Raw genomic sequence first — 12,276 nt, forward strand, 5'->3', positions numbered from 1 at the left:
TGACTTTGTTACCAAGTTAAAGAACTATTGAAAATCAACCAAATAAATTAGTGTTAAAAATTATCAAAAAATGTTGATAACTCTATAGAATTGATAAAGGGAATATCTTTGTAAATATTGATAGAAATAGTATCTTGCCTTGTTTTAAAAAAATGAATAAATATTAATAGAAAATATATGACAGAGGGAGAAAAGTTAATTCCAATTAACATTGAAGAGCAGATGAAAGCTGCCTATATTGATTATTCAATGTCAGTTATTGTTTCCAGAGCATTACCAGATGTTAGAGATGGTTTAAAACCAGTTCATAGAAGAGTTTTGTATGGTATGCATGAGTTAGGAATTAAAGCAACTGGAGCGTATAAAAAATCTGCAAGAATTGTTGGAGAAGTTTTAGGAAAGTATCACCCACATGGAGATACATCTGTATATGATTCTATGGTTCGTATGGCGCAAGATTGGAGTGTACGTTACATGATGGTAGATGGCCAAGGAAACTTTGGTTCTGTTGATGGTGATTCGCCAGCAGCAATGCGTTATACAGAGGTTAGGATGCAAAAAATATCAGAAGAAATGTTAGCTGATATTGAAAAAGAAACTGTAGACCATCGATTAAACTTTGATGATACTTTGCAAGAACCTACTGTATTACCAACAAGAATACCAAACTTATTGGTAAATGGAGCTTCTGGTATTGCTGTAGGTATGGCTACTAATATGGCACCACATAACTTAACAGAAGTTATAAATGGTACAGTAGCATATATAGACAATAGAGATATTGAGATAGATGAGTTAATGCAGCACATAACAGCTCCTGATTTTCCAACAGGAGGAATCATTTATGGTTACGATGGTGTAAGAGATGCATTTCATACAGGACGTGGACGAATTGTAATGCGTGCTAAAGCAATTATTGAAGAAGTTAAGGGGCGTGAATGTATAATTGTTACCGAAATTCCTTATCAAGTCAATAAAGCAGACATGATTAAAAAAACTGCTGATTTGGTAAATGAGAAAAAATTAGAAGGCATTGCCAACATTAGAGATGAATCTGATAGAAACGGAATGCGTATTGTTTATATTTTAAAAAGAGATGCAATACCAAACATTGTTTTAAATAAACTTTTCAAATATACTCAGTTACAAACCTCATTTAGTGTAAACAATATTGCTTTAGTAAATGGAAGACCAGAACAATTAAACTTAAAGCAGTTAATACATTATTTTGTAGAACATAGACATGAAGTTATTGTTCGTAGAACAGAATTTGAATTAAAAAAAGCAGAAGCAAGAGCACATATTTTAGAAGGTTTAATTATTGCTTCAGATAATATTGATGAAGTAATAAAAATAATTAGAGCATCTTCTAATGCTGACGAAGCTAGAGAAAGCCTAATTAAGCGTTTTGAGTTAACTGAAATTCAAGCGAAAGCAATTGTAGAAATGCGTTTGCGTCAATTAACAGGTTTAGAGCAAGATAAATTACGTGCAGAATATGATGAAATAATGATTACGATTGCTGATTTAAAAGATATTTTAGCAAACGAACCAAGACGTTATCAAATTATAAAAGACGAGTTACTACATATCAAAGATAAATATGGTGATGAACGTAGATCTACCATAGAATATGCTGGTGGAGATATGCGTATTGAGGATATGATTCCAGATACGAAAGTTGTTGTAACAATCTCTAATGCAGGTTACCTAAAAAGAACTAATTTAGATGAATATAAAGTTCAAAATAGAGGAGGAAGAGGTCAAAAAGGTGCAACAACCAGAAACGAAGATTTCTTAGAACACTTATTTGTTGGTACCAATCACCAATACATGATGTTTTTTACTCAAAAAGGAAAAGTATTTTGGATGCGAGTTTATGAAATTCCAGAAGGTGGAAAAAACACCAAAGGAAGAGCTATGCAAAACCTTATTAATATTGAACCAGACGATTCTGTAAAAGCATTCTTAGTTACTCAAGATTTAAAAGACGAAGAGTACATAAACAGCCATTATGTGATTATGGCTACAAAGAAAGGGCAAGTTAAAAAAACTTCTTTAGAGCAATATTCACGTCCAAGAACAAACGGAATAAATGCAATTACAATTAAAGAAGGTGATGAATTACTAGAAGCAAAATTAACAACTGGTGATAGTCAAGTAATGTTAGCATTGGCATCAGGTAAATCTATTCGTTTTGAAGAAGCAAAAACAAGACCAATGGGAAGAACAGCTTCTGGTGTGCGCGGAATTACTTTACAACATGAAAATGACGAAGTTATTGGAATGGTAGCTGTAAATGATATGGAAAGCAATATTTTAGTAGTTTCTGAAAAAGGTTACGGAAAACGCTCTAGTTTAGAAGATTATAGAATTACAAACAGAGGAGGTAAAGGAGTGAAAACACTAAATATTTCTGAAAAAACAGGTAATTTAGTAGCCATTAAAAATGTAGATGATTCTAATGATTTAATGATTATAAACAAATCTGGTTTAACCATTAGAATGGCAGTGGAAGATTTACGTGTTATGGGACGTGCAACTCAAGGAGTTCGTTTAATTAATATTAAAGAAGATGACAGTATTGCAGCTGTAGCAAAAGTAGTGCATGAAGGTGATGATGAAGAATCTGATCAAGAAACAGAGAATGGCACGGAAATTGAAAATAATACAAACGAAGAGTAAAAATAAATTAAAATAATAAAAAATGAAAAAACAAATATTAGCACTTTCTTTAGGTTTAATGTCTGTAGTTGCTTTTAGTCAAAAAAAAGAATTGAGAGTAGCAGAAAAAGCTATAAAGAAACAAGATTATACTGCTGCCTTAGCAGCTGCAAATTCAGTTGAAGGTATGCTAGAAACTATGGATTCTAAATACAAAGCACAGTATTATTTTGTAAAAGGTCAAGCTTTAGCAGGAAAAAATAAATATGCAGAAGCTGCAGAAGCGTTTAATAAGCTTTTTGCTTATGAAAAAGAAATTGGTAGAGAAAGATACTCAAAGGATGCACAACCAATGCTAAATAAATTAATAGAAAAAGTATCTAATTTAGGAGCTGACTTATATAATAAAGACAAAAACTATAAAGAAGCTGCCAAGAATTTTTATTTAACCTATAAACTAAGTCCAAAGGATACCTCTTTTTTATACAACGCTGCAGTTAGTGCTTCTTTAGCTAAAGATTATGATACCTCTTTGGAATATTATAATGAGTTAAAAGATCTTGGTTATACTGGAATTTCAACACTTTACGTAGCAACAAATAAAGAAACTGGTGCAGTAGAAAATTTGGGCTCCAAAGCAAATAGAGATGCTATGGTAAAAATAGGTCAATATATAAACCCAACTGTTCAAGTAACTGAATCTAAAAAAGCAGAAATTGTAAAAAATATTGGTTATATATATGTAAACCAAGGTAAAACAGAAGAAGCAATTACTGCTTTACAAGAAGCTAGAAAATCAGACCCAAAAGATATTAATTTGTTAATGAATGAAGCGCAAATGTATATCAAGTTAGAAAAAATGGATAAATTTGGTGAGTTAATGAGAGAAGCAGTTGCTTTAGATCCAACAAACCCTATATTATTTTATAACTTAGGTGTTGTAAACGCAAACGAAGATAAAATTGAAGAAGCGATTGGTTATTATAAAAAAGCAATAGAGTTAGATCCAAAATATGGTGATGCATATTTAAATTTGGGTGTTACAATTTTAAATCAACGTGTTGATGTTATTGAAGAGATGAATGAAAACTTATCAAATGATAAAAAATATACAGAGTTAGAAGGTAAGTTAAGGAAAATTTGCAAAGAAGCATTACCTTACTTAATTGAAGCAGATAAAATCAATAGAACAGAAAATACTGTTACTTCTCTTATGAATATTTATGATACTTTAGAGATGACAGATAAAGCAGATGCTTTAAGAAAAGTTTACAAAGAAATGAGAGGAAATTAGTTTCTCTCTTAATTTGGAAAATAAAAAAACCGAAATTTTAAATTTCGGTTTTTTTTATATCATTTTTTTAATGACTCTCAGTTTATGGGTATGTTTTTGTAAATCGGCATTAAAAATTCCGCTGTGATCTAAAGTATCTATTCTAACTTTACCATGTGCGTGTATAATATTATAATCGTTTAAAATAATACCAACATGTATTATTTCACCTTCTTCATTATCAAAAAAAGCCAAGTCTCCAGGTTCACTTTCTTCAATAAAACTTAAAACTTCGCCTTGTGTGGCTTGATCTTTCGCATTTCTTAAAAGATTGTATCCAGAAAGTTTATAAACCATTTGCGTAAAGCCTGAGCAATCTATTCCAAAAGGAGTTTTTCCACCCCATAAAAATGGTGCATTTAAATATGTAAAAGCAATTTTTAAAATTTCACTTTTAGTATTTTTTCCAGAAAAAAAAGCATTTTCGTAAGAATAAGATTGAGTTCCTAAAAGTAAATGACCATCATTAAAAGATGGTAATTGTGATCCAATCGCAATTGTTGTTAATTGGTTTTGTTGATTGGTTACGAAATCTAAAATTTCTCCAGAATAAGTAGGTGTTTCCTTAGAAATCGTATTATAAAAATCTTCTGTAATTTCTAAATATTGTTTATTGTCTATAAATCCTTCAAAATTATCAAAAGCCAAACGAATTTTACTCCAGTTTTTTTGTTTTTCAATAATTTTAAAATGTTCACCAAACAAAACCTGACTTATCATTTCAGACTTGTCAGATTCCTCTGCTCGTATAGGAACAATACTTAAATTACAAATGCCAAATAGCATAAATAGATATAGTTTTTATTAAAGGTTTAAATTCTTTCTATAACCATTGCGCTTGCTCCACCACCTCCATTACAAATTCCGGCAGCACCAATTTTAGCATTATTTTGTTTTAAGATAGAAGTCAAAGCAATAATAATTCTAGCACCAGAAACACCTAATGGATGCCCTAAAGAAACAGCTCCACCATTTACGTTTACTTTTTCATCTGATATTCCTAAAATTTTCATGTTTGCTAAACCTACTATAGAAAATGCTTCATTCAATTCAAAGTAATCCACATCATCAATAGAAATATTAGCTTTAGCTAAAGCTTTTGGTAATGCTTTTGCTGGTGCAGTTGTAAACCATTTTGGTTCATGTGCAGCATCTGCATAACTTTTAATTTTTGCAAGAGGAGTTAGGTTTAATTCTTTTGCTTTTTCAGCAGACATTAATACTAAAGCAGCTCCACCATCATTAATAGTAGAAGCGTTTGCAGCAGTAACAGTTCCATCTTTTGTAAAAGCAGGTCGTAAAGCTGGAATTTTTTCCATTTTTACGTTTTTATATTCTTCATCTTCTGAAAAGATAATAGGCTCTCCACGTCTTTGAGGAATTTCTACAGGTACAATTTCATCTGCAAATTTACCTTCTTTCCAAGCTTCTGCAGAACGATTGTAAGACTGTATCGCAAAAGCGTCTTGCTCTTCTCTAGAAAATTTATACTCTGTGGCACATTCGTCAGCGCAAACTCCCATAGCAACATTTTCGTAAGCATCAACCAAACCGTCTTTTTGCATACCATCTTCCATAGTTATTGGTCCAAACTTAGCTCCATTTCTGGCATGTTGGTAATGAGGAATTGAACTCATGTTTTCCATTCCACCAGCAACTACAATATCTACATCGCCTAAAGCAATAGTTTGTGCAGCTAGCATAATAGATTTCATTCCAGAAGCACATACTTTATTTACGGTTGTACAAGGTACAGAGTCTGGAATTTCTGCATAAATAGCAGCTTGTCTTGCTGGAGCTTGACCCAAACCAGCAGAAACTACATTACCCATAAAAACTTCCTCCACTAAACTTGGAGATAAATTAATTTTATCTAAAGCACCTTTTATAGCTATAGCTCCTAATTTTGTAGCAGGAATGCTTGATAAACTTCCCATAAAACTTCCAATTGGTGTTCTTGCAACCGATACAATTACGACTTCTTTCATAAATTATTTTAAGTTTTCCTTATTGAATTTGTATAGTGCTAAATTAACCAATTTTAATCAATTTTTTGATGAATCTATAACTTGAATTTTCAACCTAATTTTTTTTGCAGTAAGTTTGTTGTTAGAAGATAATTAATATGAGCAGCTTAGTTAATAAATTATATAAAAATAACACGATTATTTATAAAGTAATTTTGTTTTTGTTAACCACTATTGCAATTGTGTATTTGTTTCCAAAAGGTGGGCAATTTAAATATGATTTTAGTAATGGTCAGCTTTGGAAATACGATAATTTATATGCTCCATTTGATTTTGCAATTCAAAAATCAGAAGAAGAAATTTCAACCGAAAAAAAAGAAATTGAAACCAATGCAAAACTATATTTTATTTTTAATTCTGATGTTGTAAATGAAGTTAAAGGAGCTTTTAATAAAAGAATAAATACATTTCAAAAAAGTGACTCTCTATCGCCAGAAATAGTAAATAAACTTAAAAGAATTGGCTTAAAAACTATTGACGAAATATACAAAAATGGTTTTTTAGAAGTAATAAGTCAAGATAGGGTTTCAAATAAAAACGAACTAATTTCTATAAGAAAAGACAATATTGTAGAAGATATCGTTTTTAAAAACCTTTACAACTCTTCAGAAGTTTTAAATATTATTAAAAAAAACTTGGGTATGGAGCCTTATATTGATGAACAAATTCAAGTTTTAGATATTTTATCAGAAATTATTAAACCTAATGTTTTTTATGATGCAGATTTTACCAATAAAATTATTGAAACAGAAATTAAAAATATATCTTATACAAAAGGAAAAGTTTCTTCTGGAGAATTAATAATTTTAAAAGGTGATATTGTTCAAGGTAAAAAATTGGCAATTTTAAATTCATTAAAAAGTGAATCAGAATCAAAGGTTTGGACAGACTCTAATTACAATTGGATTATACTAGGCTATACAATTCTAGTAGCTTTAGCATTGTTAATGCTTTTACTTTTTTTGAAAAAGTATCGTATTGAAATTTATAACAATAACAATACTGTAACTTTTATTTTCTTCAACGTTTTTTCAATGATATTCATTCAAACGTTGGTTATTAAATACAATTCTGATTATTTATACATTGTTCCTTTAAGCATATTGCCAATTATCTTAAAAGCTTTTTTTGATGCACGTTTAGGTTTGTTTACTCACGTTTTAACAATTCTTTTACTTGGTTATATTGTACCAGATAGTTTTGAATTTATTTACTTACATATCATTGCAGGTATTGTTACTATTTTAACTGTTTCTGAATTATATAAAAGAGCAAATTTATTCATATCTGTAGCTCAAATTACTTTGATTTATATGGTTACATATTTCGCTTTTTCTGTAATTAAAGAAGGGAATGCTTCACAAATCAATTTAGACTATTTTATACTTTTTGCAGCAAATGGACTATTATCATTCTTAGCAATAATTTTAATTTATATGTATGAAAAAGTATTTGGTTTGGTTTCAGATGTAACCTTGTTAGAACTTTCAAACACAAATTCTAAGTTACTAAGAGAGTTAAATGAAAAAGCACCAGGTACTTTTCAGCACTCTATGCAAGTTGCCAATTTGGCTGAAGCAGCAGCAAATGAAATAGGAGCAAATTCAATGTTGGTAAGAACAGGAGCTTTGTACCATGATGTTGGTAAAATTGTGAATCCAATGTATTTTATCGAAAACCAAACTACTGGCGTAAATCCTCATAACGATTTATCTCCTAGAGATAGCGCCAAAATAATTACAGACCATGTTATAAAAGGTGTAGAAATAGCAAAAAAATATAATATACCAGATAGAATTATTGATTTCATTAGAACTCACCATGGAACGAGTACTACTTATTTCTTTTATGTGAAAGAAAAAGAACAAAATCCAGATATGGATGTTGATGTCAAAAAATTTAAGTATCAAGGACCTTTACCTTTCTCAAAAGAAACAGCTATTTTAATGATGTGTGACGCAGCTGAAGCAGCCTCAAAAAGCATAAAAAAACCTACAGCTCAGTTAATCAGTAATTTAATTGATAAAATTACAGATAAGCAAATGAGTGACAATCAATTTTTGAACTCCGATATTACTTTAAAAGAAATTGAAACCATTAAAAAAGTAATCAAGAAAAAGTTGATGAATATTTATCATTTAAGAGTAGAATATCCTGAGTAATTTTTTTTATTTAAAATTATAAAAAAAATGTTGGTAAATTGTAATTGTAATATTACATTTGCACTCGCATTTTTAAATAAATGCAATAAGTTCAAAAAAAATTGGAGAGGTGCCAGAGTGGTAATGGAGCAGATTGCTAATCTGTCGACGGGTAACTGTCGCCAGGGTTCGAGTCCCTGTCTCTCCGCAATTTTTGCTTTTATATTTTTTTAGTAAAATATAAAGTTTTTTTCGGGGTGTAGCGTAGCCCGGTCATCGCGCCTCGTTTGGGACGAGGAGGTCGCAGGTTCGAATCCTGCCACCCCGACTAAAAACCAGTAACTTTTGTTACTGGTTTTTTGTTTTAAAATTTATTTTATTTATAACTTTATTCAATGAGAATAAGTGTGAATTTAAGATGATAATTGAAAATATCTCTATAAATCAACTTTGTTTAAATAAATCATATGATTTATATGTTGTTTTAAAAAAATAAAGGCAAAAAAAAAACGAATTGTGAAACACAATTCGTTTTTTGATAATTTTAAATTTGTAGCGAAGACGGGATTTGAACCCGTGACCTCAGGGTTATGAATCCTGCGCTCTAACCAACTGAGCTACCTCGCCATGGTTTTTGCGAGTGCAAATATAAATACTTTTTATAGATTGGCAATACGTGTTTTTAATTTTTTTTAAATGGAATTAATACTTATCTTGTCAACCTAACTAAACAATAATGGAAAAAGTAAAATTTGAATTAGAAGTTCCAATTCATGCCTCGCCAAACATGTTATATCAATATGTTTCTTCGCCATCTAACTTGCAAGAGTGGTTTGCAGACAAAGTAAACTCTAGAGGTAAGATTTTTAGTTTTGTTTGGGAAGATTCTGAAGAATTAGCTGAATTAGTTACAAAAAAATCAGGAGAAAGAATACGTTGGAAATGGGTTGAAAGTGAAGATGATGAAAGTTATTTTGAAATTAAAATTCAAGTAGATCCATTAACAAAAGATGTTTCTTTAATCGTTACAGATTTTGCAGATGATGAAGATGAGGTTGAGGAAGCAAAACAACTATGGGAAAATCAAATAGAAGAATTAAAACATACCATTGGAGCTTAAATCAAAGAATTTTAAAAATATATAAACCAGCATAATTGCTGGTTTTTTTATTTAAAAATCTATGAATTTGTAGTAATTTTGCAATTCTGTAAAAAACAAAAAATGATTAATTTTAACGGTGAATTACTTTTTAAAGAAAATGTACAATTATCCATTAACAATAGAGGTTTTAAATATGGTGATGGTGTTTTTGAAACCATTAAGGTACTAAATAATAAAGTTGTTTTTTGGGAAGATCATTACTTTAGGTTAATGGCTTCTATGAGAATGTTACGAATGAAAATTCCTATGGAATTTACTTTAGAATTTTTAGAAAACGAAATTTTAAAAACTATTGATACGCAAAATAAATCATCAATTTTCAGAGTTCGTTTGAATGTTTATAGAAAAGACGGAGGTTTATACACGCCTAAAACTAACAAAATAGATTATTTAATTGAAGTTTCTGAAAGTAATTATGAAATGAAAAACACTTATCAAATAGATGTTTTTAAAGATTTTTATAATTATTCAGGATTGTTATCTACCGTTAAAACAAATAACAGAATGGTAAATACACTAGCCAGTATTTTTGCAAATGAAAACGAGCTAGATAATTGTATATTATTAAATGAACGAAAAGGAGTAGTTGAGGTTACTAATGGAAATATTTTTATTGTAAAAGGTAATGTAATAAAAACACCAGCCTTAACTGAAGGCTGTATTAAGGGAATTGTAAGAAAAAAGGTAATTGAAATAATTCTAAAAAATAAAGAATTTACGATAGAAGAAACTGCAATTTCTCCGTTTGAAGTTCAAAAAGCAGATGAGGTTTTTATTACCAATGCTATTATGGGAATTCAACCAATAACAAATTATAAAAAGAAAACGTTTACTACAGAGCTTGGAAAAAAACTAAACAATAGTTTAAAAATTTTACAAATTGCAGGTAATTAATTCAAATTAAAGTTTTTTGGTGCATTGGCCCATAACTTGTAATTACCACCTTTTTGAAGTAATTTATCTTTCCAGAGATTTTCTTCATTCAATGTAAAAATATTGTCAAAATCATTTTCGGAAACAAACCAAGAGTTTTCTTTAATTTCGTCTTCTAATTGATTTTTGCTCCATCCAGTATATCCTAAAAAAAAGCGAATATCACTCTCAATTAACAAGCCTTCATTTAATAATTTTTTGAGTTGTTTAAAGTTTCCTCCCCAAAAAATACCATTGGCTACTTCTAAACTACCATCTAATAATTCAGGAATTCTATGAACAAAATATAAATTATCTTGCTCTACAGGGCCACCTTCGTACACATGAAAATTACAATCGACATCAGGAACCAAATCATTTACAGTATACTCTAAAGGTTTATTTAAGATAAAGCCAACAGTACTATTACTTGTGTACTCTGCCAGCAATATAATAGCTCTGTTAAAAGAGTTATCATTTAAAATTGAAGGTTCAGCTACTAATAACTTACCTTTTTCAGGTAGTAAATTTTTCATTTAATTTATTTGATAGGTAAGATAAGAAAAAAATGAAATAAAAAAAACTCTCTTAAAAGAGAGTTTTATATAATTTATGCTTTTTACAAGCTTAGTTTACAGCATCGCTTAAACCAGCTCCAGCTTTAAATTTAGCTACATTTTTAGCAGCAATTTGAATAGTTTTTCCTGTTTGAGGATTTCTACCACTTCTTGCAGCTCTGTTAGATACTGAAAAAGTTCCGAAACCAACTAAAGCAACTTTTTCACCTTTCTTTAAAGAAGAAGTAACGTTACTTGTAAAAGACTCTAAAGCTGCTTTAGCTGCTACTTTAGAAATTCCTGCGTCAGCAGCCATTGCATCGATTAAATCTGATTTGTTCATAATAAATTGATTTTAAAATTATTTAATAATTATTTTTTTGTGCTTAAAAGCTTAACAAATATAGACGGATTGTGGGCTTACGCAAATTTGAGTGCCAAAAAAGTGCCTTTTTGTTAATAAAAGTATATCAATTGTTAATAAACTGAGTGTTGGATTTCCAAAAACTCTAAAAACCTTACGAATAAAGGCTTTACAACATTTTAGCATTTGAAGAAAAAGAATACCCATTTAACAAGCTTTTGGCGTCCATTTTTTTCTTTCCAGAAAGTTTAATTTCATTAATAATAATATAACCCTTAGCAACAGCAACCTTTAACTCTTTTTTGCTAGTAATTATTTTTCCAGCTTTAAAAGTATGGTTTTCTATTTCTTTTTGAATGTCATAAATTTTTGCAGAAACTTCTTCGTCATTATTATATATGTTTGTCCAAGCCGCAGGAAAAGGATTTAGTCCTCTAATTTTATTATAAATATTTTCTAAAGAGTCAGACCAGTCTATTTTTGTGTTTTCAGGATTTAATTTTGGTGCAGATTTTTCTTCTAAACTTGGTTGTTTTGTAGTTTTTACATCTCCTTCTTTAATAAGGTCTACAGTTTTAGTTACCAAATCTGCTCCTAAATGCATTAATTTATCATGCAAACTACCTACAGTTTCTGTATCTTCTATATTTATTTCTTCTTGTAGAATAATTTCTCCAGTATCAATTTTATCATCAATAAAAAACGTAGAAACGCCAGTTTTAGTTTCTCCATTTATAACAGCCCAATGTATTGGAGCTGCACCTCTATATTCTGGTAATAATGATGCATGCAAATTAAACGTACCATATGCTGGCATTTGCCAAACTATTTTTGGTAACATTCTAAAAGCAACAACAATTTGCAAGTTGGCATTTAAGTTTTTCAACTCTTTTAAAAAATCTTCACTTTTTAAATTGGTAGGTTGTAAAATTTTTAAATTTTGAGATAAAGCATATTTTTTTACAGCAGATTCGTTTAACTTTCGTCCTCTTCCTGCAGGTTTGTCTGGAGCAGTAATTACACCAACAATTTTATATTTTTTTTCAATTAAATTTTTAAGAATAGTCACTGCAAAATCTGGAGTACCCATAAAAACAATACGTATGTCTCTCATTT

Annotated in this window: 10 protein-coding genes and 3 tRNA genes; 7 read left to right on the forward strand and 6 right to left on the reverse strand. The window is 29.7% G+C overall.

The window, feature by feature from the left end; all coding sequences use genetic code 11:
- Window positions 1-177: 177 nt before the first annotated feature.
- Together gyrA and FDT66_RS12575 are read left to right on the forward strand one after the other, a co-directional pair.
- Window positions 178-2,685 (forward strand): DNA gyrase subunit A, encoded by a 2,508-nt coding sequence (gene gyrA, locus FDT66_RS12570; protein WP_138537084.1) that lies wholly within the window; start codon window positions 178-180, stop codon window positions 2,683-2,685.
- A 22-nt stretch (window positions 2,686-2,707) separates the two neighbouring features.
- Entirely contained in the window at window positions 2,708-3,958 is a 1,251-nt protein-coding gene (locus tag FDT66_RS12575) for a tetratricopeptide repeat protein (protein WP_138537086.1), read from the forward strand.
- Window positions 3,959-4,012: 54 nt separating this feature from the next.
- Here the strand turns inward: FDT66_RS12575 and FDT66_RS12580 are convergent, their stop codons facing one another.
- The gene (locus FDT66_RS12580; protein ID WP_138537088.1) at window positions 4,013-4,783 is read right to left on the reverse strand and encodes a C40 family peptidase; all 771 of its coding nucleotides are present in this window, start codon (window positions 4,781-4,783) and stop codon (window positions 4,013-4,015) included.
- A gap of 26 nt (window positions 4,784-4,809) precedes the next feature.
- Entirely contained in the window at window positions 4,810-5,985 is a 1,176-nt protein-coding gene (locus tag FDT66_RS12585; RefSeq protein ID WP_138537090.1) for an acetyl-CoA C-acyltransferase, read from the reverse strand.
- A 137-nt stretch (window positions 5,986-6,122) separates the two neighbouring features.
- On the opposite strand from FDT66_RS12585, the gene FDT66_RS12590 reads away from it, so the two are divergent.
- The 3 genes from FDT66_RS12590 to FDT66_RS12600 all read left to right on the forward strand — a co-directional run bounded on the left by FDT66_RS12590 (window position 6,123) and on the right by FDT66_RS12600 (window position 8,493).
- Window positions 6,123-8,186 (forward strand): HD family phosphohydrolase, encoded by a 2,064-nt coding sequence (locus tag FDT66_RS12590; protein ID WP_138537092.1) that lies wholly within the window; start codon window positions 6,123-6,125, stop codon window positions 8,184-8,186.
- Window positions 8,187-8,289: 103 nt separating this feature from the next.
- Window positions 8,290-8,373: transfer RNA gene (locus FDT66_RS12595), tRNA-Ser, on the forward strand.
- A 45-nt stretch (window positions 8,374-8,418) separates the two neighbouring features.
- Window positions 8,419-8,493, forward strand: a tRNA-Pro gene (locus tag FDT66_RS12600).
- A gap of 225 nt (window positions 8,494-8,718) precedes the next feature.
- Here the strand turns inward: FDT66_RS12600 and FDT66_RS12605 are convergent.
- A tRNA-Met gene (locus FDT66_RS12605) sits at window positions 8,719-8,792 on the reverse strand.
- A gap of 109 nt (window positions 8,793-8,901) precedes the next feature.
- Between FDT66_RS12605 and FDT66_RS12610 the strand changes: the two genes are divergently transcribed.
- Together FDT66_RS12610 and FDT66_RS12615 are read left to right on the forward strand one after the other, a co-directional pair.
- Complete coding sequence (locus FDT66_RS12610) at window positions 8,902-9,285, forward strand: START-like domain-containing protein (protein WP_138537094.1); 384 nt, start codon at window positions 8,902-8,904, stop codon at window positions 9,283-9,285.
- Window positions 9,286-9,387: 102 nt separating this feature from the next.
- The gene (locus FDT66_RS12615) at window positions 9,388-10,221 is read left to right on the forward strand and encodes an aminotransferase class IV (RefSeq protein WP_138537096.1); all 834 of its coding nucleotides are present in this window, start codon (window positions 9,388-9,390) and stop codon (window positions 10,219-10,221) included.
- On the opposite strand, the gene FDT66_RS12620 is transcribed toward FDT66_RS12615, so the two are convergent.
- The 3 genes from FDT66_RS12620 to fmt all read right to left on the reverse strand — a co-directional run bounded on the left by FDT66_RS12620 (window position 10,218) and on the right by fmt (window position 12,274).
- Window positions 10,218-10,775: a YqgE/AlgH family protein gene (locus FDT66_RS12620; RefSeq protein ID WP_138537098.1), complete on the reverse strand. Its 558-nt coding sequence runs from the start codon at window positions 10,773-10,775 to the stop codon at window positions 10,218-10,220. The genes FDT66_RS12615 and FDT66_RS12620 overlap by 4 nt on opposite strands.
- A 91-nt stretch (window positions 10,776-10,866) precedes the next feature.
- On the reverse strand, window positions 10,867-11,139 hold the full coding sequence (locus FDT66_RS12625; RefSeq protein ID WP_138537100.1) for an HU family DNA-binding protein: 273 nt from the start codon (window positions 11,137-11,139) through the stop codon (window positions 10,867-10,869).
- Window positions 11,140-11,329: 190 nt separating this feature from the next.
- A complete protein-coding gene (fmt, locus tag FDT66_RS12630; RefSeq protein ID WP_171032385.1) occupies window positions 11,330-12,274 on the reverse strand; it encodes a methionyl-tRNA formyltransferase in 945 nt (314 codons plus the stop codon).
- Between the last annotated feature and the right edge of the window lie 2 nt (window positions 12,275-12,276).

The organism is Polaribacter aestuariivivens, from assembly GCF_005885675.1.
Taxonomy (GTDB): Bacteria; Bacteroidota; Bacteroidia; order Flavobacteriales; family Flavobacteriaceae; genus Polaribacter; species Polaribacter aestuariivivens.